This window comes from Alicycliphilus denitrificans K601, assembly GCF_000204645.1.
Taxonomy (GTDB): domain Bacteria; phylum Pseudomonadota; class Gammaproteobacteria; order Burkholderiales; family Burkholderiaceae_C; genus Alicycliphilus; species Alicycliphilus denitrificans.
Map to the genome: position 1 here is coordinate 2522775 of NC_015422.1, position 21446 is coordinate 2544220.

A 21446-nucleotide genomic window follows, 5' to 3' on the forward strand; every position below is an offset into this window, starting at 1 on the left:
GCATGTGGAGGCAACGCCCCTCGACGACAAATACACCATGGCCAAAGTCCATCGGCATATGACATTCGAGAAGCAGGCTGGCCATCCACTCGACTTCAAGTTCTTCATAACGTATTTCCTCTATGACCCGGGGGACGGGCCAAAGGCGGCATTCTGGATCTCGCATGACGACGAGCAGCGAGTCATGCGGGAAGCAGGGCTTGTTCCAAGTGACTAACTCCCTACCCATTTCAGGCAGGCGGAGCGGGTCTACAATCTTGGCGGCGCTGTCAAATCAATAGCACCCCACGCAGTTTCAGAAAGGGCTGTGCGGCTTTTTATCTAAAAAACACAAGGAGATGGACCCATGTTCAAGAAGATCGCCGTGGCGATGACCGCCGCTCTGGCTTTTTCGGGCGCCGCGTTCGCGGCATGGCCCGAGCGGCCCGTCACGCTCGTCGTGCCGTTCCCTCCGGGGCAGGCCACGGACATCTTCGCCCGCGCGCTGGCGGAAAGGCTGGGGCCCCGGCTGGGGCAGGCCATCGTGGTGGAGAACAAGGCGGGCGCGGGCAGCAACATCGGCTCCGAGCAGGTGGTGCGCGCCAAGCCGGACGGCTACACGCTGCTGGTGGCCGGCAGCGCCATGGCGGTGAACCAGACGCTCTACCGCAAGGTGAACTTCGATCCGCGCAAGGACCTGCAGGGCATCACGCTCGTCGCCAAGGTGCCGCTGGTGTTCCTGGCACATCCGGGCAGCGGCATCAAATCCATGCGCGACCTTGTGGCCAGGGCCCGCGCCGAACCCGGCAAGCTGAGCTACGCGAGCGCCGGCATCGGCGGCACGCAGCACCTGAGCGCCGAGATGGTTAAGGCCCGCGCGAAGATCGAGATCGAACACATTCCCTACAAAGGCAGCGGCCCGGCGCAGGCCGATTTCATCGGCGGGCAGGTGCCACTGATGGTGGATTCGGTCACGGCGGGGCTCGCCAACATCCAGGCGGGCAAGGCCGTGCCGCTGGGCGTCACCTCCAGCACGCGCTCGTCCCAGCTGCCTGACGTGCCCACCATCGCCGAATCGGGCTTGCCCGAGTTCAAGGGCTTCGAGGCCGTCGGCTGGCTGGGCCTGATGGCGCCCAAGGGCACGCCGCAGGCCATCATCGACACCCTCAACCGCGAGGCGGTGGGCATTCTGCGCAGCGCGGAGATGCAGAAGTTCATCCGTGACCGCGGCTCCGAGCCCACGCCCACCACGCCGCAGGAGATGGACCAGTTCGTCGCCAGCGAGATCGCGGAGTGGGGCAAGGCGGTGAAGCAGTCCGGGGCTTCGGTGGACTGAGCGCGAATCTTCTGGGACATGGCGGGTCGTGGCGCATTTCTGTAATTGCGCCATAATCGCGCCATCATGAGTCCTCCCGCTGATACCGCCAATCCGCCTGCTTCGCCGCATCTCCTGCTGCGGGCATTGCGCGGCGCGGGTCCGCAGGGTGCCTCCGTGGCGCAATTATTGGCGCAATTACCCGGCGTACCGCGCCGCACGGCCCAGCGCTGGCTGGCGCAATGCGTGGAGGCGGGGCAGGCCCGCGCCATCGGGGCGGGGCGGGGGCGGCGCTACGTGGCCGTGCGCGCCATGCCGCCGCCCGCCGCCGTGCACCAGGTGCGCGAGAGTGCCGAGTCTTCCTGGAGCACCGACGACCTGCCCAGCGGCCTCGCGCTCTCGCCCGAGGGGCGCGAGGTCTGGGCCTACGTGAGCCAGCCGCTCACGGCCCGCGCGCCCGTGGGCTACCAGCGCGACTGGATCGACGGCTACGTGCCCGGGCGCATCTTCTACCTGCCCGAGCCCGTGCGGCGCCAGCTGCACGCCATGGGGCGCACGCCCGACGAGCAGGCCCCTGCGGGCACGTACAGCCGCGCGGTCCTCGACCGGCTGCTGATCGACCTGTCCTGGGCGTCGAGCCACCTGGAGGGCAACACCTATTCGCGCCTGGACACGCGCGAGCTGATCCGCCATGGCACTGCGGCCGAGGGCAAGGCGCGCATCGAGACGCAGATGATCCTGAACCACAAGGCCGCGATCGAGCTGCTGGTGGACGCATCGGCCCAGCCCGGCCCGCCGTTCAGCCGCTACCTGCTGATGAACCTGCACGCCACCCTGGCCGAGAACCTGCTGCCCAACCCGGCCGACGAGGGCAGGGTGCGCCAGCATGCGGTAGACATCGGCCAGAGCGTGTTCCGCCCGCTCGACGCGCCGCAGGTGCTCGACGAACTGGTCGACGTGCTCATCGCCAAGGCCAACGCCATCGCCGACCCGTTCGAGCAGGCGTTCTTCATGATGGTGCACCTGCCGTACCTGCAGCCCTTCGCCGACATCAACAAGCGCACCTCGCGCCTGGCGGCCAATCTGCCGCTGTTCCGCGCCAACCTGTGCCCGCTGACCTTCGTGGACGTGCCGCCCGAGCTCTACGCGCGCGCCATGCTGGGCGTGTGCGAGATGGGCCGGGTGGAGCTGCTGCGCGACCTGCTCGTCTGGGCCTACGAGCGCAGCACGCAGGAATACGTCGCCATCCGCCAGACCCTGGCCGAGCCCGACCCGCTGCGCCTGGCGTGGCGCCAGCTCATCAAGGACACGGTGCACGCCGTCGTCACCCGGCCCGGCGCCGACGCCGTGGGGTTGGTGAAGCAGGCCGTGGCCGCCCACGTGCCCGGGCCCGAGCGCGCCGCTGTGCAGGCCCTCATCCTCGACGAGCTGCGCCGCCTGCACGAAGGCGTGCTGGCCCGCTACCGCCTGCGGCCCGGGCAGTGGCGGGATTGGATCGCGGCGCAGGGATGCTATTGATTTGGTAGCTTCAAGCGCTTTTTTTATGGGTGCTGGAGGCATTTTCATATAAAAGACGATGAAACGCACCCGCCTGCCATCCACCGCCACGCTCGCGGCCTTCGAGTGCGCCGCGCGGCACCTGAACTTCCGCCGCGCGGCCGACGAGCTGCACCTGACGCAGGGCGCCGTGAGCCAGCAGGTGCGCCTGCTGGAGGCGCAGCTTGGCGTGGCCCTGTTCGCACGCGTGCGCCAGCGCGTGCTGCTGACCAGCGCGGGCGAGCGCTACCTGCGCGAGGTGCGCCGCATCCTGCGCGAGCTGGGCGAGGTGACGCACCAGGCCATGGCCAGCGGCGACAAGGAACTGCTCAACCTCGCCGCCGTGCCCACCTTCGCGGTGAAGTGGCTGGTGCCGCGCCTGCCCGGGTTCTTCGCGGCGCACGGGCATGTCAGCCTGAACCTCGTGTCGCGCAGCGCGCCGTTCAACTTCGACGCGGAGCCGTTCGACGCCGCCATCCACTACGGTGAGCCTTCGTGGCCCGGCGCCGTGTGCACGCCTCTGTTCGAGGAGGACATGCGCCCCGTGTGCAGCGCGCACTACCGGCGCCTGCTGGACCTGCGCACGCCCGCCGACCTTGCGCGCGCCACGCTCCTGCAGCAGTTCACCCGCCCCTCCGCGTGGCAGGACTGGTTCGCCCACGTGCAGGCCGGGGTGATCTCGGTTTCGTTGCAAAATCGGAATCCTGAGTCAAAAAACTCCTTAGCGACAACAACTTAGCAGCGTTTTATAGTGTCTTCTGCATTGGGGAGGACGCTGATGTCGAGCTACCGGTACAGATTCGTCGGCTACGAGAAACTTCCTTCGGGCCTGAACGCTGATGACGTGCAACTGCACTGCCGCCTACCTGACCGGCTGGTCAAGGAGATTCGTGATAGCAACTATGACAAGCGCTATCACTTGGGGCTGGCCGTCCTTGAAGTCCCCTCGAATTTCTGAGCCAATCAGAAGTAGAGGTTGGGGAACAGTTTGACACGGTATTCGACCGGTGGGATTCGGCCGAGGGCTTCGTGGGGTCGATGGTGGTTGTATCGGTGCAGCCAGTCGGCCGTCATGTCACGCACCTCCTGCAGGCTGTCGAAGACGTAGCAATCGAGCACCTCGGTACGGTAGGTCTTGTTGAATCGTTCGACATAGGCGTTCTGCGTGGGCTTTCCGGGCTGGATGTGATTGAGAGCAATGCCCTTGCTCTGCGCCCATTGCGCTAAAGCATGGGCGATGAACTCCGGGCCGTTGTCCAAGCGAATCGACAGCGGTGCACCGCGTACTTCCACCAGTTCGTTCAAGGCCCGGATGACGCGAGCAGCCGGCAGGCTGGTGTCGACCTCGATGCGCAAGCCTTCGCGGTTGAACTCGTCGATGACGTTGAAGGTCCGTATGCGGCTGGCGAACCCATCTTGAATGAGGTGGTAAGGCTGAGCAAGATCGTGTGCACGCAACATTGGCGTGGACACGATGCTCAAAGACCCTCAGACCCCGCGCTATGCGCAGCGGCGCACGCACCGCACCTACACCCCGCAATTCAAGGCCGAGCTGGTGGCTGCCTGCCGACAGCCAGGCGCATCGGTCGCGGCGGTGGCCCTGCAACATGGCATGAACGCCAACGTGCTACACCGCTGGCTCAAGGAATGGGCGCAGGGATTTCACCGTCTTGAAGCTGGCGTCAGCACTGCAGTCGTTGCTTCCCACCCCGGCCTTTATCCCCATCGACCTGAGCGCAGTACCGCCGGCGTCTGCTGGTGAGCTGCCATCCGCGTCCTTGCCAACGCCAGCGGACGGCATCCGCATCGAATGCCAGCGCCCCGGCATGTCCGTGACCGTGCACTGGCCCTTGTCTGGCGCCGCCGAGTGCGCCCAGATGCTGCGGGAGTTGTTGCGGTGATCCGTATCGATGAGGCCTGGCTGGCCACCACCCCGCTGGACATGCGCGCGGGCACGGACACGGCCCTGGCGCGGGTGATCGCCACCTTCGGCGCGGCCCACCCGCACCATGCCTACGTCTTCGCCAACCAGAGAGCCAATCGCCTGAAGGTCCTGGTACATGACGGTGTGGGGCTGTGGCTGGCCGCGCGCCGGCTGCACCAGGGCAAGTTTGTCTGGGCACCTGCGGGCAGTCCGAACGTGGCGTTGGAACACGCCCAGCTCAACGCCCTGGTGCCTGGGCCTGCCCTGGCAGCGTGTGGGCTCGCAAGGTGCCATCAGCGTGGTCTGAATCGTCGGCGCAAGGGCGTGGCCGTGGCAATCGGGAGATGCGTCAATGGCTGGACCCAGGGTGAGCGGGCACACTGCCAGCCATGGTGATCGACGAGCAAGCCCTGAGCGAACTGGACGCAGAGCAACTGCGCGAAGTGACCCAGCGCCTGCTGGCCGAACTGCGTCACCAGCGCGCGCTCAACGAGAAGCTCACCTATGAGTGCGCGCTGCTCAAGCGGCTGAAGTTCGCCGCCCAATCCGAGCGGCACAGCGCCGATCAGAAGAGCCTGCTGGAAGACGAGATCGATGCCGACCTGGCGGCGGTCGCTGTCGAGATTGAGCAACTCCAGCCGCCTGCGGCTGCGCCCGAAGCCAAGCAACAGCCCAAACGCCAGCCGCTGCCGGCCCACCTGCCGCGCCGCGAAATCCGCCACGAGCCTGAGTCGACCACCTGCGCCTGTGGCTGCCGGATGCAGCGCATCGGCGAAGACGTGGCCGAGAAGCTGGACTACGTGCCCGGCGTGTTTACCGTGGAGCGCTACATCCGTGGCAAGTGGGCGTGCACCCAGTGCGAAACTATCACCCAGGCGCCGGTCGAGGCCCATGTGATCGATAAAGGCATCCCGACTGCCGGCCTGCTGGCCCAAGTGCTGGTGGCCAAGTACCAGGATCACCAGCCCTTGTACCGGCAGGAGAACATCTTTGGTCGCGCCGGCCTGGCGATTCCAAGATCCACCCTGGCGCAGTGGGTAGGCACCTGCGGTGCGCGGCTGCAACCGCTGGTCGATGCCCTGAAGGCCGAGGTGCTCGGCCACCGGGTGTTGCACGGTGATGAGACCCCGGTGGCCATGCTCAAGCCGGGCAGCGGTAAAACGCACCGGGCCTACCTGTGGGCCTATGCCCCGGGAGCGTTTGAAGCCACGCGGGCCGTGGTCTATGACTTCTGCGAGTCCCGCGCCGGAGAACACGCCCGCGCCTTTCTGGGGGACTGGCGCGGCAGCCTGATCTGTGACGACTATGCCGGCTACAAGGCCAGCTTTAGCCAGGGCGTGACCGAAGCCGGTTGCCTGGCACACGCCCGGCGCAAGTTCTTCGACCTGCACGCAGCGGGCAAGAGCCAGATCGCCGAATTGGCCCTGATGCAGTTCGCCCGGGTCTATGAGATCGAACGGCAAGTTCAGCCCCTGGCGGCACCAGAGCGGTTGCAGGTGCGCCAGCAGCACAGTCGGCCCATTCTGGACGCGTTGCACCAGTGGATGGTGCTGCAACGCCAGCAGGTGGCGGGCAACTCGGCGACGGCCAAGGCGCTGGACTACAGCCTCAAGCGCTGGGCAGCGCTCACGCGCTTCGTCGATGACCCGCAGCTGCCGCCGGACAACAATTGGATCGAAAACCAGATCAGGCCTGTGGCCCTGGGGCGCTCGAACTGGTTGTTCGCCGGCAGCTTGCGCGCGGGCCAGCGGGCGGCCGCCGTGATGAGCCTGATCCAGTCAGCGCGCATGAACGGGCACGACCCATATGCCTATCTCAAGGATGTGCTGACCCGGCTGCCCACGCACAAGGCCAGCCGGATTGAAGAACTGCTGCCGCATCGCTGGCAACCCATCGATATCTGATCATCAGCCATGGCCGCCAGCGGCGGTCAACATGGGTTTGCCGTGCGCTTACGAAGGTCCTAAACCGCCTGCCGGACCACAGCGCATCGGCCATGAAGTCGCAGCTCCAGCCCTGGTTGGGTTGGCCAGCGGCCTGTAGTGGCTGTTTGATGCGCGCGGGCAGCCGCTTCTTGCCGCGCCGTGGCAGGTTCAGCCGCAGTTCGCAGTACACACGCCAGAGCACCGTCTTGCCCCAGGGCTTGCCTTGGTGACGGGCACTGTCGTACAGCAGGCCAAAGCCGTGACGCGGGTTGAGCGCCATGTGCGTCTGGATGAAGGCGATGACCCCGGAGTCGTCGCGCGCAACGGCTCGGTAGCGCAGGGTGGAGCGGGCGATGCCGCTGGCCTGGCAGGCACGTCGCTCGCTCATGCCGTGCTCGTCCACGAGGGTTTGAACGACCATCTTGCGACGCTCCGGGGTCAGAGCTTTCGATCAACGACATCCTTGAGCGCGTGGTGCATCAGCGCCAGGTCGGCGTACATACGCTTGAGCTTGGCGTTCTCGTCCTGCAGTTGGCGAAGCTGCGCCAGGTGAGAGACCGTCATGCCCGAGAACTGACTCTTCCACTTGTAGTACGTCGGCTCGCTGATGCCGTGCTTTCTGCACGTCTCACCGACCTTGGCACCCATCTCGACTTCTTTGAGGATGCCCACTATCTGGGCTTCGCTGAATCTGGATTTTTTCACGTAGAGACTCCTGCCGGGGGAATTCTCTACTTCCGGGTGGTTCAGGTTTTCGAGGGGACTTCACTGCGGGACGGGCGGGAAGTCCTGCGCCGGCGCCAGGCCAAGCCCTGCGGCCACCCCAGCATGCCGCTGTCGCCCGCGCAGCACGAGGCCAAGTTCATGGCCTGCGCCGCGCCGGTGCTCGGCACCGCGAAGGCGCGGCGCCTGCTGCAGGCGCTTCACTCACCCCAACCCTGCTCGGCGCGCGAACTGGCGCGAGCACTTGCCCTTCCCTGCGCTTGAAGAAAGGAACCGCTGCCATGTTTTCCGCCATGCCTTCCATTTCCCGCCGCCGGCTCCTGCTCGCCGCCGCGGCGGCGCCCCTGGCTGCCCATGCCGGCCTTGCGCAGGCGCAGGGCAAGGAGACGACCATCATCGTCGGCTACCCGCCCGGCGGCTCGCTGGACGCCATGGCCCGCGTGCTCGCGCAGCGCCTGGGCGCGCTGCGCGGCCAGCCCGTCATCGTGGACAACAAGCCGGGCTTCTCGGGCAACATCGGCGCGCAGTTCGTGGCCAAGTCCAGGCCCGACGGCAGCACGCTGCTGATGACGGCGCTGACCACCTACGCCATCAACCAGAAGCTGATGGGCCCCAGCATGGGCTACGACCTGCTCAAGGACTTCCAGCACGTGGCCATCGTGGGCTATCTGCCCAACGTGCTCATCGTGCCGACCGTCCTGGGCGTGAACACCCTGCAGGACTTCATCAAGGCGGCCAAGGCCAGGCCGGGCGGCCTCTCCATCGCCACCACCGGCAACGGTTCGCTGGAGCACATCGCCGGCGAGATGTTCAAGCGCGCCACCGGCACCGACATGCTGGCCGTGCCCTACAAGGGCTCCACGCCCGGCGTGACGGACCTGATCGGCGGGCAGATCCAGGCTATGTTCGTCAACACCACCACGGCCATCAACAACCTCAAGACCGGCCGCATCAAGGCGCTGGCCATCGCCGGCCCCAGCCGCGTGGCGGCGCTGCCCGGCGTGCCCACGCTGGCCGAGCAGGGCGTGAAGATGAGCAACGACGTGGTGTCCATCTTCGGCATCGCCGCGCCGGCGGCCACGCCCGCGCCAATGGTCGAAAAGCTCAACGCCGACCTGAACGCCGTGCTGCGCGAGCCGGAGGTGAACGCCCGGTTCTCGGGCCTGGGCGTGGAAGTGGTCACCGAAAGCGCCGACCATGCGCGCGAGCGCATCGCCAGGGAAGTGGCCACCTGGGACAAGGTGATCCGCGAGACGGGCATCGCTCTCTGATCCTGATTCGATAGCTGCAGGCACTTGCCGGCAAAGCGTCGGAGGCCATTTTCATGCGGGATCGTCCGGCGGCCTGGCGCATGCCAGAATCGGGCCGCATTCAACTTCCCGCCTCCCATGCAAGCCCTGCTCGACGCCATTGCCGCCATGCCCCCGCCGGGCGATGCGCGGCGCATCTTCCACGGCCGGGGCGGGCTCCACCCGGGCTGCGAGCAGTGGACGCTCGACGCCTACCCGCCCGTCTTCGTGCTCACCAGCTTCGCGCCGGTGGACGAAGGGCAGCTGGCTGCGGTCGGCGATGCGCTGCGGGCGCGCTGGGCGCAGCTGGCGCCGGGCGAGCTGCTTCACTGGGTGTTCCAGCATCGGGGCGAGGCGCTGCGCCTGCAGGGGCGCAGCGATACGCGGCTGATGGCGGGCGGCGTGCCCGACCCGCACGTCGTCACCGAGGGCGGGCTGCGCTTTCGCGTGCACGTGCTGAGTGGGCAGAACCACGGGCTGTTCCTCGATATGGCCGAGGGGCGCCGCTGGGTGCGCGAATGGGCCACTGACTTCAAGGCGCGCGAAGGGCGGGGCGCGCGCGTGCTCAACCTGTTCGCCTACACCTGCGCCTTTTCGGTCGCCGCGCTGGCGGGCGGCGCGGCCCAGGTGGTGAACGTGGACATGGGGCGCGGTGCGATCGCCACGGGGCAGCAGAACCACCGGCTCAACGGCCTGGACGGCGCGAGCTTCCTGGCGCACGACATCTTCGCGTCGTGGGGCAGGATCGCGCGCGGCGGGCCTTACGACCTGGTGATCGCCGACCCGCCCAGCTACCAGAAGGGCAGCTTCGTCGCCGCCAAGGACTATGCGCGCGTGGTGCGCCGCCTGCCCGGCCTGCTGGCGCCCGGCGGCCATGCGCTGCTGTGCCTGAACGCGCCCGAGCTGGGCGAGGGTTTCGTGCGCGGCCTGGTGGACGACCTGGCGCCGCCGCTGGCTTTCGCGGGGCGCGTGCCGAACCCGGCCGCGTTCGCCGACGTGGACGGGGGGCGCGCGCTGAAGGTGCTGGTGTTCAGGGCCTGAACACGCTCTCGGGCGGATGCGGCGGGATCGTCCGGGTCGCCCGCTCGTGGCCCGGTGCAGGCCGGCGCCCACGGCCATGCCGCCCATGCCCGCGCCGCCGCCTTCTTCCCCGCCGCCCTGGCCGGAGCCGGGGCGCAGCGGGCCTTGCGGGGGAATCTCGGTGCCGGTGCGATGGGCTCCAGGTCCGGCGCCTCGCGGATGAATTGGCGCAGCGACACGACGAGCGCTGCCGTCTCCATGCTGCGGCCCGCCGCCAGGCCGCGCGCGGCGGTGGCGGCCAGCGCCACCTGCTCGGGCGTGCCCAGAAGGATCACGTCGGACAGAGCGGCCTTCACCGCGTCGCGCGTGCGGCGCTGGCGCCCGGAGCTGGCGGCGGCCTCTTCGGGCCCGGCCTGCCGCAGCTCGCGCAGGTGCGTGGGGCGCACGTGCAGCGACCCGGTGAACGAGCCGCCCAGCGTCTTGTAGGCCGCGATCAGCGTCTTCAGGCGCTCGTTGATCTGCCGGTTCTCGCGCTCGCGGCGCTTTTGCATGGTCTGCATGAACAGCTGCCGGATGCCCACCATCAGCAGCGTGGCCAGCAGCAGCCCGAGCAGGGTGGCGGCGCGCCATGGGCCGGCCGGGCCACAATCGGGCATTCCCTGTCCTCGAGAGAGCAACACATGAACACTCCCCGCATCGGCCTGGTCGGCGTGGGCCTGATGGGCCACGGCATCGCACTGAACATCGCGCGCAAGGGCCATGCCCTGACGGTGCTGGAGCACCCCGGCAACCAGCCGCTGGACGAGCTGCGCGCCCTGGGCGTGGCCAGCGCCGCAACGGTGCAGGACCTTGCGCGGCAGGTGCAGGTGCTGATCCTGTGCGTGACCGGCTCGCCGCAGGTCGAGGCAGTGCTGCTGGGAGAGCAGGGCGCGCTGGCCACGCTGCAGCCGGGCACGGTGGTGATCGACTGCTCCACGGCCATTCCCGCGTCCACCGAATCGGTGGCCAGGGCCGTGACGGCGGCTGGGGGGCGCTTCCTGGATGCGCCCATGACGCGCACGCCCCGGGAGGCCGCCGAGGGCCGCCTGAACCTGCTCGTGGGCGGCGACGCTCAGCTGCTGCAGGAATGCCTGCCCCTGCTGCAGTGCTTTGCCGAGAACATCACCCACACTGGCGCCGTGGGCAGCGGCCACCGCATGAAGCTGCTGCACAACTACGTGTCGCTGGGCAGCGTGGCGCTGATCGCCGAGGCCGCCGCCTGCGCGCTGGCCGCGCAGGTCTCGCCGCAGGTGTTCGTGGACGTGCTCGCCAAGGGCGGCGGCGGCGGCGTGGCGCTGGAGCGCCTGCGGCCCTACCTGCTGCAGCAGGACCCGTCCGGGCTGCGCTTCTTCATGTCCAACGCGCTCAAGGACATGGGCTACTACACCACCATGGCGCAGGACGGCGCCGCCGCGCATGGCATCGCCCAGGCCGTGCACGACACCTTCGCCAGCGCCGTGGCCGAGGGCGGGCCGCAGCGGCTGGTGCCCGAGCTGGTTGCGATTCTGGGTAAAAACACGCTCTAGCGCTTATCCAGAAAGCGCTGGTGCTGGATCAGGCCCGAGCGCAGCACCTCGGGCTGGTGTAGGGCAGGCCCAGGGTCGCGTCGGCGCGCAGCGCATCCGGCGGGAGCAGGGCGGCCGTCGACAGCGAGGCCATCGGCGGCGCGGTCGTGGCCTTGGCGGGGGCGGGCTCCCAGCGCGCCCGCGCGGGCCGTCACGAGCAGGCGTGCCGTGCCCGTCCAGGCGGGCGGATGGCGCGGCGTGCTGCGCCCGGCCGGGGCCGTCTGCGCAACTGGCTGGCGGCGGCGCAGGCGCCAGCGGTGCGCGGCCACGATGGCGGTGACGCTGCAGCAGCCCAGCAGGCTGATCGTCGTGATCGCGACGAAGAACGCGTCGTGCAGCACCAGCGTGCCGTAGGCCAGGCCGCTGAAGTGCGAAACCGCCCAGGAGCCCCAGGTCAGCAGCGAGATCGCTCGCGCGCCGTCGGTGCAGCGCCAGGCGGCCGGCCACGATCTGCGGCACGTAGGTGACGATGCGCGTGGAATTTATCGCCAAGTAGCTCCAGGCGATGGCCGCCAGCAGCGGCTCATTGGCAAGGCTGACCGGATCGACCATCGTCATGGCCGCGCTCCCGGTACGGGCGCCGCCGGGCGGAGGGGGCGCACGGTGCTGCTCCTGCACCGCCACCATAGGCCGCCGGCGTTGCTCGCGTCTTCAGTTGGATTGGCCCGCCGCCTTCCCGCCGAGGCAGTCGCGCAGGATCGCCGCCCATTCCTGCTCCTGCACCGGCGTGATCGACAGGCGGTTGCCGCGCTGCAGCACGCGCATTTCCGCGAGCGCCGGGTGCGCGCGCAGCTCGGCCAGCCTGACGAGCCGCGTCTTGCGGATCGCCTGCACGTCCAGCAGCAGCCAGCGCGGCTTGTCGGGCGTGGCCTTGGGGTCGTAGTAGTGCGATGCGGGGTCGAACTGCGCAGGGTCCGCGCGCACCCCCGAGGCCACGCGCGCGATGCCGGCGATGCCGGGCTCGGGGCAGCCCGAGTGGTAGAACAGCACGCCGTCGCCGATCCGCATCTCGTCGCGCATGAAGTTGCGCGCCTGGTAGTTGCGCACGCCGGTCCAGGGCACGGTGGCGCCGGGGGCGGCCAGGGCGTCGTCGATGGAGCACTCGTCGGGCTCGGACTTCATGAGCCAGTAGCGGGCCGGCCGTTCGGGCAACGTCATGGTTTGCGGCGCAGCAGGTCGTAGAGCACCAGCAGCACGATCGCGCCGACGACGGAGGCGATCCAGCCGGCGGTCTCGCCCTGCTGGTACCAGTGCATGGCGACGCCCACGTAGGTGGCGACGAAGGAGCCGGCGATGCCCAGCAGTATGGTCGTGAGCCAGCCGAGCTTGTCGTCGCCAGGCTTGATGGCGCGGGCCAGCAGGCCGACGACCAGTCCGATCAGCACGATGCCGAGAAAACTCATCATGGTGGTAGAGGCTTTCGCAGGAGGAATGGGCAAACCCTGGCAGGGGCGGCGGAAGGCCCCACTCTAGGCCCGGCCGCGGCGCCTGCATGTCGGACAAGCGGACGTCTGGATGGAGTCCTCCAATGCAAACCGGCCGCGAAAGGGCGGCCGGTGGCTGGGGGATGCTTGCCGCCCGTCAGCGCGGCACCGAGGCCGTGATGGCGGCAGCCGTGTCGACATCGTCCTGCGTGACCCGGCGGGCGCCATTGAAGCGGCGCTGCCAGTAGGACGCCCCCATGTCCTCCACGCGCACCTTGGCGCCCGAGCGCGGGGCATGGATGAACTTGCCGTCGCCCACGTAGATGCCGACGTGGCTGAAGGCCCGGCGCATGGTGTTGAAGAACACCAGGTCGCCCGGCTGCAGGTCCTTCTTATCGATGACCTCGGTGGCCGCGGCCTGCTCGTTGGCGCGGCGCGGCAGCACCATGCCCTTAGCCTGCTCGAAGATGGTGCGCACGAAGCCGCTGCAGTCGAACCCCGTTTCCGCGCTGCTGCCGCCACGGCGGTAGGGCACGCCGATGAAGCCCATGGCGGTGGAGATCAGGTCGGATGTGCGGTCGGCGACGCTGTGGCGCATTTCCTGCAGCTGCACGATCAGGCCGCGTTCGGCCAGCATGCGTTCCATTTCGTCTGCGGGAGCTGCGTAAGCATTCGCACAAAACAGTAACAAAAAGAAGAACCGGCGGAACATGGAGCGCGAGGGTACCACGGGAATGGCCGGCGGCACCCCCCCGGAATGTCGCAAATCGTTGATTTGTTTGAATTTCAATGAAATGCGTCACGCCATAGGCATTGCCTACGGGCGCTGCCGGATCGTGGTGAAACGGCCGCAGGTGGCGTGGAAGGCGTTTCCTGGCGATGGAGTGCCTTCTCCTTTTGGTAGCCTATATCGGTGTTTAATTGCTGTTTTTACGATTTCACGGCAATAAATGAAATGTGCTGGAGTGTCGTGCGCATGGTTGTTTTCCATGCGTCTTGCGCCCCCGCCGCGGAACTGCTTCCCAATGAACCACGAGCCCCCACCATCAGGCCAGGACCAGCACGGCCACGATGGCCTGCAGCGCAGTCTCACCCATCGCCACATCCAGCTCATCGCCATTGGCGGCGCCATAGGCACGGGCCTGTTCATGGGCTCGGGCAAGACGATCAGCCTGGCGGGGCCGTCCATCGTGTTCGTGTACGCGATCATCGGCACGATGCTGTTCTTCGTGATGCGCGCGATGGGGGAACTGCTGCTGTCCAACCTGCGCTACAAGTCGTTCATCGACTTCGCGTCCGACCTGCTGGGGCCCTGGGCCGGCTTCTTCACGGGGTGGACCTACTGGTTCTGCTGGATCGTCACCGGCATCGCCGACGTGATCGCCATCTCGTCCTATGCCCAGTTCTGGCTACCCGGCCTGCCGCAATGGGCGCCGGCCCTGATGTGCGTGGGCCTGCTGCTGGGCCTGAACCTGCTGACGGTGAAGCTGTTCGGCGAGATCGAGTTCTGGTTCGCCATGATCAAGATCGTGGCCATCGTCGCGCTGGTGGGCACGGGCCTGGCCATGGTGGCCGGCGGCTTCGTCTCGCCCGCAGGGCGCGCCGCCAGCCTGGCCAACCTGTGGAACGACGGCGGCATGTTCCCGCACGGGGCCATGGGCTTCTTCGCGGGCTTCCAGATCGCGGTCTTCGCCTTTGTGGGCATAGAGCTGGTGGGCACCACGGCGGCCGAGGCCGAGGACCCCGAGCGCACGCTGCCGCGCGCGATCAACTCGATCCCGGTGCGCATCATCGTGTTCTACGTCTGCGCGCTGATCGCGATCATGGCCGTGACGCCCTGGCGCGACGTGGTGCCGGGCAAGAGCCCCTTCGTCGAGCTGTTCGTGCTGGCAGGCCTGCCCGCCGCGGCCGGGGTGGTCAACTTCGTGGTGCTGACGTCGGCCGCGTCGTCGGCCAACGGCGGCGTGTTCTCCACCAGCCGCATGCTCTACGGGCTGGCGCTCAAGGGCGACGCGCCGCGGGCATTCCACCGGCTGTCGCGCGCCGGCGTGCCTGCGCGCGGCCTGCTGTTCTCCTGCTCGTGCCTGCTCGCCGGCGCGTTCCTGATGTGGGTCGTTCCCGACCTGGTGCAGGCCTTCACGCTGGTGACCACGGTGTCGGCTATCTTGTTCATGTTCGTGTGGTCGCTGATCCTGCTGTCCTACATCGCCTACCGGCGCCGGCGCCCGGGGCTGCACGTGGCCTCCAGGTACCGGATGCCGGGCGGCGTGGCCATGTGCTGGGCCTGCCTGGCGTTCTTCGCCGCCATCCTGGTCCTGCTGTGCCTGGAGTCGGATACGCGCCAGGCGCTCGCCGTCACGCCGCTGTGGTTCGTGCTGCTGGGTCTGGCGTACCGGGCCATGCTGCGCCGGCAGGGTGGGGCGGCGGGTACGGTCCCGGCGCAAACCTGATGCCCTTCTTCGCCTTGACCGGAGGCTCCGCGCCCGCCCGGCCCGCGAACGGGCCGGTGGCACACTCTGACGCCTTCAACTCCTGCACACCCCGCAATCCATGATGCCTGCCCCCGTCGCCTCTGCCTCGCGTCCGGCCCTGCTGTGGCTGGTGGCATTGGGCTTTTTCATGCAGACGCTGGACGCCACCATCGTCAACACGGCCCTGCCGGCCATGGCGCGCGACCTGAACGAGAGCCCGCTGCAGATGCACTCGGTGATCGTGGCGTATTCGCTGGCCATGGCGGTCCTGATTCCCGCCTCGGGCTGGCTGGCGGACCGCTTCGGCACGCGGCGCGTGTTCATGTCGGCCATCGCGCTGTTCGTGGCGGGCTCGGTGCTGTGCGCGCTGGCGCCCACGCTGGCCATGCTGTCGCTCGCGCGCGTGGTGCAGGGCCTGGGCGGCGCGTTGCTGCTGCCCGTGGGAAGGCTGGCGGTGCTGCGCGCCTTCCCGCGCGAGGAGTTCATCAGCGCCATGAGCTTGGTGGCCATTCCCGGCCTGGTGGGGCCGCTGATCGGGCCCACGCTGGGCGGCTGGATCGTGGAGTACGCCTCGTGGCACTGGATCTTCTGGGTCAACGTGCCCGTAGGCCTGGTGGGCCTGGTGGCCGCTCGGCGCTTCATGGCGGGCGGGGAGGCGCAGTCCAGCCGGGAGTTCGACGCCGTGGGCTACGGCCTGCTGGCTTTCGGCATGGCAGCCGTTTCGCTGGCGGTGGAGGGGATGGCCGGCGGCGGCGTGCGCGGCGCGTCGGCGCTGGTGATGATGGTCTTCGGCCTGGCCAGCCTGGCTGCCTATTGGCTGCATGCGCTGCGCAGCCCGAACCCGCTGTTCGTGCCCGGACTGTTTGAGGTGCGCACGCTGCGCGTGGGCCTGCTGGGCAATTTGTTCTCGCGCCTGGGCAGCTCCTGCATGCCCTTCATGATTCCGCTGGTGCTGCAGGTCAGCCTGGGCTACACCCCCATGCAGGCCGGCATGATGATGCTGCCCACGGTGCTGGGCAGCATGGCCGCCAAGCCCCTGGTCACCCACATCGTGCGGCGCTGGGGCTACCGCGAGGTGCTGGTGACCAACACCTGCGCGCTAGCGCTGCTGATCGCCAGCTTCTCCCTGCTGTCGCCCAGCCCGCCGTTCGCGCTGCTGCTCGTGCAGCTGGCCTTGTTCGGCGCGGTGAATTCCATGCAGTTCTCTGCCATGAACACGGTCACGCTCAAGGATCTGGAAGGGCAGGACGCGAGCAGCGGCAACAGCCTGCTGTCCATGGTGCAGATGCTGGCACTGGGCATGGGCGTGGCGGCGGCGGGCGCGGTGCTGGCGAGCTTCGAGGGCTACTTCGGCCAGGCCCAGCATGCGCTCAACGCCTTCCGCGCCACCTTCGCCTGCATGGGGCTGCTGACGCTCGCGGCCACGGCGCTGTTCCTGCAGCTGCCGGCCCACGAACCGCCGCGCGCGCATCCCCCGGTGCCGGAGGAGCAGGTCTGACATTGCCTTGTAAAACCTTGATTTTGGTCACGAGTCAAACCGTGCTTTCCCGGATGTTGCTTTGCTGCCGCGGGGCATGGGCCGCGCCGGGATTTTGCGCGCCGTGGAACCTCGCCAGCAAAAATCGCCGACAAATGCCGCTATGCTGCCCGGCGCATGCGCGGCCCGCGTGCTGCCACCATTGTCTGCCTTGACCATGTCCTTCTTCACCGCTGTGCGCTTTTCGCCCCGGCTCTGGCTACCGGGCATGGCAGTGGCACTCGCAGGCTGCGTAGCGAGCTATGCGCTGTGGCGGCAGCAGCAGACGTCCATGGACGCCATCGCGCACCTGCGCTTCGAGCAGGAGACGCGCCTGTTCGCCGGTGCGCTGCAGCGGCGCATGGAGTCGCATACCGATCTGCTGCAGGGCATGCGCGGCCTGCTCACCGTGGACCCGCAGCTGCGGCGCGCCGAGTTCGAGCGCGTGGCCAGCGAACTGGCGCTGGAGCGCAGCCACCCCGGCGTGAAGAACATCAACTTCACCCGCTACGTGCCCGGGGCGCAGCGCACCGCCTTCGAGGCGCAGGCCCGCGGCGACGCCCACATGGACGGCAGCCTGCCCAGGGACTTCGCCATTCACCCCGAGCAGGAGCGGCCGGAATATTTCGTCGTCGATTTCCTCTGGCCACGGGAGGGCAATGCCGACGTCCAGGGACTGGAAATCCATTCGCAGCCAGACAACCTGGAGGCCATGATGCGCACGCGCGCCGGTGGCGAACTGGTGGCGTCGGCGCCCTTCGACCTGCACCAGGAGACCGAGCGCCGAACCGGCATCATCATCCGCATCCCGGTGTTTGCCCATGGCACGCCGCCGGGCCAGCGCGAGGCCGCGCGTTTCCTGGGCGCCGTGGGCGTGAGCATTCGCATAGACGATGTCATTCAGATGCTGCGCGCCGAAGGCTACCTCAAGGGGCTGACGCTGGTCATGTCCGACATCGGCCCGTCTGGCGCGGAGACGGGCTCCGCCGCCCTGCTGTTCGACTCCACGTCCAAGCCCGCCCAAGCCGCCGACATGGAGCGCGTGCAGGAAGTGCAGGTGGGCGGGCGGCGCTGGCGCTTGCAGTTCCAATCGGCAGGCACCTTCCTGTCGGCCCAGGAGGCGCGCCTGCCCGGGCTGCTGGGCCTGGGCGGCATGCTGATCACGGCGCTGCTCACGGCCATGGTCAGCATGCTGGTGCTGCGCCGTGTCCGGGCCCTCGGCGACGTGCAGCAGGCGGGCGTGGCGCTGCGCGAGAGCGAGGAGCGTTTTCGCGCCGTGTTCAGCCAGGCCGCCGTGGGCATGGCGCAGGTCGACCTGCACAGCGACCGCATGGTGCGCGTGAACCGCAAGCTCTGCGACCTGCTGGGCTACACCGAGGCAGAGCTGCAGCAGCTGCGCTTCCAGGACATCAGCGACCCGCGCGACCTGGACGCGGACCTGGCCTTCATGGAGCGTATGCGCTCGGGCAAGATCAGTGAATTCCGCATGGAAAAGCGCTACTGCCGCAAGGACGGGGAGATCGTGTGGGCGGAGCTCATGGTCTCGCGCCTGTGCCTGGAGGGCAGGCCCGAAAGCCACCTGGCCGTGGTGCAGGACATCGGCGAGCGCAAGCAGATGGAGCAGGCCCTGAGCGACAGCGAGCAGCACTTGCTCGGCATCCTGAACCACATGCCCGTGGGGGTGAACCTGGTGCGGGGCAGGGCCATCGCGTTCCGCAACGACCGCCACGTGCAGATCTGCGGCTATGGCGAGCAGGAGGCGCCCGATGTGGACAGCTGGTGGCGCCTGGTCATGCCCGACGCCGCCGAGCGCCACCAGGCGCGCGAGGCATGGAAGGCCGCCTGCATGGCGGCGCGGCATGCCGCGGACGGCGCCATCCGCCCGGTGGAGTGCCACATCACCTCCAAGGCGGGGCTGCTGCGCACCGTGGAGATATCGGGCGTGATGCTCGAAGACAGCCACATCGTGACCATGGTGGACCAGAGCCAGCGCAGGCAGGCCGAGGAAGAGGTGCGCTACCTGGCCTACAACGACCCGCTCACCGGCCTGCCCAACCGGCGCCTGCTGCTCGACCGCCTGCAGCAGGCCCTGGCGATGAGCGCGCGCCACCAGCTGTGCGGCGCGGTGCTGATGCTGGACCTGGACAACTTCAAGCACATCAACGAGACCCAGGGCCACGACATGGGCGACCGCCTACTGCACGCCGTGGCCCTGCGGCTGCGCGCCTGCATACCCGAGGACGACACGCTGGCGCGCCATGGCGGCGACGAGTTCGTCGTCGTGCTCAAGGATCTGGGGGCCAGCCCGCAGGAGGCCGCGACCCGCGCCGAGGCCATGGGCCTGCAGATCCTGGACGCCATGCGCGAGCCCTTCGCGCTCGGCGGCGGCGAGCCGCGCCACACCACGCTGAGCGTGGGTATCGTCATCTTCCAGGGCCTGCACGAGTCCGCTGACGAACTGCTCAAGCGCAGCGACATGGCCATGTACGAGGCCAAGGCCGCAGGCCGCGACGCCCTGCGCTTCTTCGACCCGCAGGTGCAGGCCCAGATGACGGCGCGCGTGGCGCTGGAGGCGGACATGCGCTCCGGCCTGGAGGCCGGCGAGTTCGAGCTCTTCTACCAGCCCAAGATGGTCCACGGGCGCATCACGGGCGCCGAGGCCCTGCTGCGCTGGAAGCATCCGGTCAAGGGCTACATCCCGCCGTCGGAATTCATACCCCTGGCCGAGCAGTCCGGGCTCATTCTGCGCATGGGGCAATGGGTGCTGCGCACGGCCTGCGAGCGGCTGGCCCTGTGGAGCAGCCATCCGGTGCTGGGCCAGCTGTCGGTGGCCGTCAACGTGAGCCCGCGCCAGTTCCACGAGGCGGGCTTCGTGCCCGAGGTGCTGGAGGCGCTGGCCGGCACCGGTGCCGACGCGCGCCGGCTGCGGCTGGAGCTGACCGAGGGCCTGCTGCTGCAGGACGTGGAGGACACCGTCGCCAAGATGGTGCAACTGCGCGGCTACGGCGTGGGCTTCTCGCTGGACGACTTCGGCACGGGCTATTCCTCGCTGGCCTATTTGAAGCGCCTGCCGCTGCATGAACTCAAGATCGACCAGAGCTTCGTGCGCGACGTGCTCACCGATCCCAACGACGCCGCCATCGCGCGCACCATCGTCGCGCTGGGCACCAGCCTGGGCCTGCAGGTCGTGGCCGAGGGCGTAGAGACCGAGGCCCAGCGCGTCTTCCTGGAGCGCAGCGGCTGCCACGCCTGGCAGGGCTATCTGCTGAGCCGGCCTCTGCCCGGGCTGGCCTTCGAGGACCTGGTGCTCGAACATGCCGCCAGCGCCGGCGCCACGGCCTGAATACCCCCTGGCACATGCAGGCGCTCGCGACCCTCGGCCTTTTCCTTGCCACGGCCCTGGCGGAAATCGTCGGCTGCTACCTGCCCTGGCTGTGGCTGCGCCAGGGGCGCAGCGCCTGGCTGCTGCTGCCGGCCGCCGCCAGCCTGGCGCTGTTCGCCTGGCTGCTCACGCTGCACCCGGCGGCGGCGGGCCGCGTGTACGCGGCCTACGGCGGCGTCTACGTGGCCGTGGCGCTGCTCTGGCTGTGGGCCGTGGACGGCATACGCCCCGGACCCTGGGACTGGCTGGGCGTGGCCGTCACGCTGTGCGGCATGGCCATCATCGCGTTCGCGCCGCGCAGCTGAGCGACGCGCTCTTCAATCCATAGCTGTTCCCGCTTGCTGGACGGGTGCTGGAGGCATTTCTTTTATGAATGCACGGCGGACTGCCCAAAAACGAAGAAGCGCTTGGCGGGCGCTTCTTGCAGGAGGGGGCAGGGCGAGCGAATCGCCCGCTGTTTCAGGCCTTGCGGCGGCGTGCCAGCCCGGCGCCGAGCAGGCCCAGGCCCACCAGCGCGAGCGAGGCGGGCTCGGGAACCTGCGAACCGCAGCCGGCCGTGCCCACGATGCAGCCCGCGAATTCAAGCGACCCGCCGCCGCTGCCGACGCTTTGGAACTTCACGCTGTAGGGGCTCGTGAACTCGAGCCCGTTCGTGAGGAAGTTCCCCGAGGTGCCCAGCGTCAGGGTGAAGGATTCGGTCATCCCCTCGCCAACGCCCTGGTTGCCACCACCGGAGCAGTTGTTCCCATCCCAGAGGCAAAGGTCCACGGAATTGAAGGATGGGAAGTTGACGTTCCGCGAAGCCCCCCAGCCTCCGTTGGACACGGCGGATATCAACGTGGGGCTCACGATATCGATCCCGAACGACGTCAGCCGGTTATTCCCCGGGCCGGTGGAGTCGTTCGAGATCTGCACCCCGAAGACCGCTTGCGTGGCGGTCAGCGAGTTGAGCGTGAACTGCACCGTCGCGGACAGCGTGGCGCCCTGGTAGGTCGCCGAATACAGGATGGAGCTGACATCCCCTGCATCGTCGAAAAGCATGACCGAAGCATTGGCGCTGCCGACTCCCGCCAAGCCACAGCACAGCGCGATGGCTTGCAGAGTTTTCTTGAGTTTCATGGTGGGGCCCTCCGAGATTCATGTATGTATATGCAGTTATAAGCATGATCCATGCCAAAATAAAAAACCGTATTCGATTCAATGGCTTGGCCCGGGTGGCAAGCGTGATGGCCGCCGTGGTGTAAAGAAAACCGACAGTCATGGGCAGGATCGCCGCGGGGAACGGCCGGGCAGGCATGCGCATGCGGCGCAGCGGCGCCATCGGCTCAGTTAACATCC

Annotated in this window: 22 protein-coding genes and 2 pseudogenes; 15 read left to right on the plus strand and 9 right to left on the minus strand. The window is 68.2% G+C overall.

Going from position 1 to position 21446, the window contains the following annotated elements; all coding sequences use genetic code 11:
- Positions 1 to 346: 346 nt before the first annotated feature.
- From ALIDE2_RS12075 to ALIDE2_RS24970, 4 genes are all read left to right on the plus strand, one after another.
- The gene (locus ALIDE2_RS12075) at positions 347 to 1315 is read left to right on the plus strand and encodes a Bug family tripartite tricarboxylate transporter substrate binding protein (protein WP_013519060.1); all 969 of its coding nucleotides are present in this window, start codon (positions 347 to 349) and stop codon (positions 1313 to 1315) included.
- A gap of 66 nt (positions 1316 to 1381) precedes the next feature.
- Entirely contained in the window at positions 1382 to 2812 is a 1431-nt protein-coding gene (locus tag ALIDE2_RS12080) for a Fic family protein (protein WP_013722173.1), read from the plus strand.
- Positions 2813 to 2870: 58 nt separating this feature from the next.
- Entirely contained in the window at positions 2871 to 3569 is a 699-nt protein-coding gene (locus tag ALIDE2_RS12085) for a LysR family transcriptional regulator (protein WP_013722174.1), read from the plus strand.
- A gap of 39 nt (positions 3570 to 3608) precedes the next feature.
- On the plus strand, positions 3609 to 3788 hold the full coding sequence (locus tag ALIDE2_RS24970; protein WP_013722175.1) for a hypothetical protein: 180 nt from the start codon (positions 3609 to 3611) through the stop codon (positions 3786 to 3788).
- A gap of 5 nt (positions 3789 to 3793) precedes the next feature.
- Here ALIDE2_RS24970 and ALIDE2_RS12090 read toward each other — a convergent pair.
- Positions 3794 to 4231, minus strand: a pseudogene (locus tag ALIDE2_RS12090) (integrase core domain-containing protein); the annotation flags it as partial.
- A gap of 73 nt (positions 4232 to 4304) precedes the next feature.
- Here ALIDE2_RS12090 and ALIDE2_RS12095 point away from each other — a divergent pair.
- The 3 genes from ALIDE2_RS12095 to tnpC all read left to right on the plus strand — a co-directional run bounded on the left by ALIDE2_RS12095 (position 4305) and on the right by tnpC (position 6658).
- Positions 4305 to 4592, plus strand: a complete 288-nt coding sequence (locus tag ALIDE2_RS12095) for a transposase (protein WP_148262966.1) — start codon at positions 4305 to 4307, stop codon at positions 4590 to 4592.
- A gap of 135 nt (positions 4593 to 4727) precedes the next feature.
- On the plus strand, positions 4728 to 5150 hold the full coding sequence (gene tnpB / locus ALIDE2_RS12100; protein ID WP_013722176.1) for an IS66 family insertion sequence element accessory protein TnpB: 423 nt from the start codon (positions 4728 to 4730) through the stop codon (positions 5148 to 5150).
- Positions 5144 to 6658 (plus strand): IS66 family transposase, encoded by a 1515-nt coding sequence (gene tnpC, locus ALIDE2_RS12105; RefSeq protein ID WP_013516299.1) that lies wholly within the window; start codon positions 5144 to 5146, stop codon positions 6656 to 6658. The genes tnpB and tnpC overlap by 7 nt, the downstream gene beginning before the upstream one ends.
- Here the strand turns inward: tnpC and ALIDE2_RS24975 are convergent.
- Together ALIDE2_RS24975 and ALIDE2_RS12110 are read right to left on the minus strand one after the other, a co-directional pair.
- Positions 6570 to 7067, minus strand: coding sequence for a hypothetical protein (locus ALIDE2_RS24975; protein WP_158307693.1), 498 nt, complete (start codon positions 7065 to 7067; stop codon positions 6570 to 6572). The genes tnpC and ALIDE2_RS24975 overlap by 89 nt on opposite strands.
- 50 nt (positions 7068 to 7117) lie before the next feature.
- Positions 7118 to 7327 (minus strand): transposase, encoded by a 210-nt coding sequence (locus tag ALIDE2_RS12110; protein ID WP_238530151.1) that lies wholly within the window; start codon positions 7325 to 7327, stop codon positions 7118 to 7120.
- Between ALIDE2_RS12110 and ALIDE2_RS25215 the strand changes: the two genes are divergently transcribed.
- The 3 genes from ALIDE2_RS25215 to ALIDE2_RS12120 all read left to right on the plus strand — a co-directional run bounded on the left by ALIDE2_RS25215 (position 7292) and on the right by ALIDE2_RS12120 (position 9732).
- A complete protein-coding gene (locus tag ALIDE2_RS25215) occupies positions 7292 to 7666 on the plus strand; it encodes an MmgE/PrpD family protein (protein WP_162470485.1) in 375 nt (124 codons plus the stop codon). The genes ALIDE2_RS12110 and ALIDE2_RS25215 overlap by 36 nt on opposite strands.
- Before the next feature lie 29 nt (positions 7667 to 7695).
- Positions 7696 to 8673 carry a tripartite tricarboxylate transporter substrate-binding protein gene (locus ALIDE2_RS12115; protein ID WP_238530005.1) on the plus strand — a complete coding sequence of 326 codons (978 nt, stop codon included), beginning with the start codon at positions 7696 to 7698 and terminating at the stop codon, positions 8671 to 8673.
- Positions 8674 to 8790: 117 nt separating this feature from the next.
- On the plus strand, positions 8791 to 9732 hold the full coding sequence (locus ALIDE2_RS12120; RefSeq protein WP_013519066.1) for a class I SAM-dependent methyltransferase: 942 nt from the start codon (positions 8791 to 8793) through the stop codon (positions 9730 to 9732).
- 27 nt (positions 9733 to 9759) lie between these two features.
- On the opposite strand, the pseudogene ALIDE2_RS12125 reads toward ALIDE2_RS12120, so the two are convergent.
- A pseudogene (locus ALIDE2_RS12125) lies at positions 9760 to 10367 on the minus strand (hypothetical protein); the annotation flags it as partial.
- Between the two features lie 24 nt (positions 10368 to 10391).
- Between ALIDE2_RS12125 and ALIDE2_RS12130 the strand changes: the two are divergent.
- Positions 10392 to 11276, plus strand: a complete 885-nt coding sequence (locus tag ALIDE2_RS12130; RefSeq protein WP_013519067.1) for an NAD(P)-dependent oxidoreductase — start codon at positions 10392 to 10394, stop codon at positions 11274 to 11276.
- Here ALIDE2_RS12130 and ALIDE2_RS24980 read toward each other — a convergent pair.
- From ALIDE2_RS24980 to ALIDE2_RS12150, 4 genes are all read right to left on the minus strand, one after another.
- Positions 11273 to 11656: a hypothetical protein gene (locus ALIDE2_RS24980; RefSeq protein WP_041700863.1), complete on the minus strand. Its 384-nt coding sequence runs from the start codon at positions 11654 to 11656 to the stop codon at positions 11273 to 11275. The genes ALIDE2_RS12130 and ALIDE2_RS24980 overlap by 4 nt on opposite strands.
- A gap of 310 nt (positions 11657 to 11966) precedes the next feature.
- On the minus strand, positions 11967 to 12473 hold the full coding sequence (locus tag ALIDE2_RS12140; RefSeq protein WP_013722179.1) for an EVE domain-containing protein: 507 nt from the start codon (positions 12471 to 12473) through the stop codon (positions 11967 to 11969).
- Positions 12470 to 12721, minus strand: coding sequence for a GlsB/YeaQ/YmgE family stress response membrane protein (locus ALIDE2_RS12145; protein WP_013519070.1), 252 nt, complete (start codon positions 12719 to 12721; stop codon positions 12470 to 12472). The genes ALIDE2_RS12140 and ALIDE2_RS12145 overlap by 4 nt, the downstream gene beginning before the upstream one ends.
- Before the next feature lie 175 nt (positions 12722 to 12896).
- On the minus strand, positions 12897 to 13451 hold the full coding sequence (locus ALIDE2_RS12150) for a C40 family peptidase (protein ID WP_013519071.1): 555 nt from the start codon (positions 13449 to 13451) through the stop codon (positions 12897 to 12899).
- A gap of 313 nt (positions 13452 to 13764) precedes the next feature.
- Here ALIDE2_RS12150 and cycA point away from each other — a divergent pair, with 313 nt between their 5' ends.
- The 4 genes from cycA (at position 13765) to ALIDE2_RS12170 (ending at position 20413) form a co-directional block, all read left to right on the plus strand.
- The gene (gene cycA / locus ALIDE2_RS12155; RefSeq protein WP_013722181.1) at positions 13765 to 15189 is read left to right on the plus strand and encodes a D-serine/D-alanine/glycine transporter; all 1425 of its coding nucleotides are present in this window, start codon (positions 13765 to 13767) and stop codon (positions 15187 to 15189) included.
- Positions 15190 to 15289: 100 nt separating this feature from the next.
- Positions 15290 to 16708, plus strand: coding sequence for a multidrug transporter subunit MdtD (gene mdtD / locus ALIDE2_RS12160; protein WP_013519074.1), 1419 nt, complete (start codon positions 15290 to 15292; stop codon positions 16706 to 16708).
- A gap of 196 nt (positions 16709 to 16904) precedes the next feature.
- Positions 16905 to 20069: a bifunctional diguanylate cyclase/phosphodiesterase gene (locus ALIDE2_RS12165; protein ID WP_013722182.1), complete on the plus strand. Its 3165-nt coding sequence runs from the start codon at positions 16905 to 16907 to the stop codon at positions 20067 to 20069.
- 14 nt (positions 20070 to 20083) lie between these two features.
- Positions 20084 to 20413: a YnfA family protein gene (locus ALIDE2_RS12170; protein WP_013519076.1), complete on the plus strand. Its 330-nt coding sequence runs from the start codon at positions 20084 to 20086 to the stop codon at positions 20411 to 20413.
- Positions 20414 to 20567: 154 nt separating this feature from the next.
- Here the strand turns inward: ALIDE2_RS12170 and ALIDE2_RS12175 are convergent, their stop codons facing one another.
- Positions 20568 to 21227 carry a cistern family PEP-CTERM protein gene (locus ALIDE2_RS12175; protein ID WP_013722183.1) on the minus strand — a complete coding sequence of 220 codons (660 nt, stop codon included), beginning with the start codon at positions 21225 to 21227 and terminating at the stop codon, positions 20568 to 20570.
- Positions 21228 to 21446: the final 219 nt, after the last annotated feature.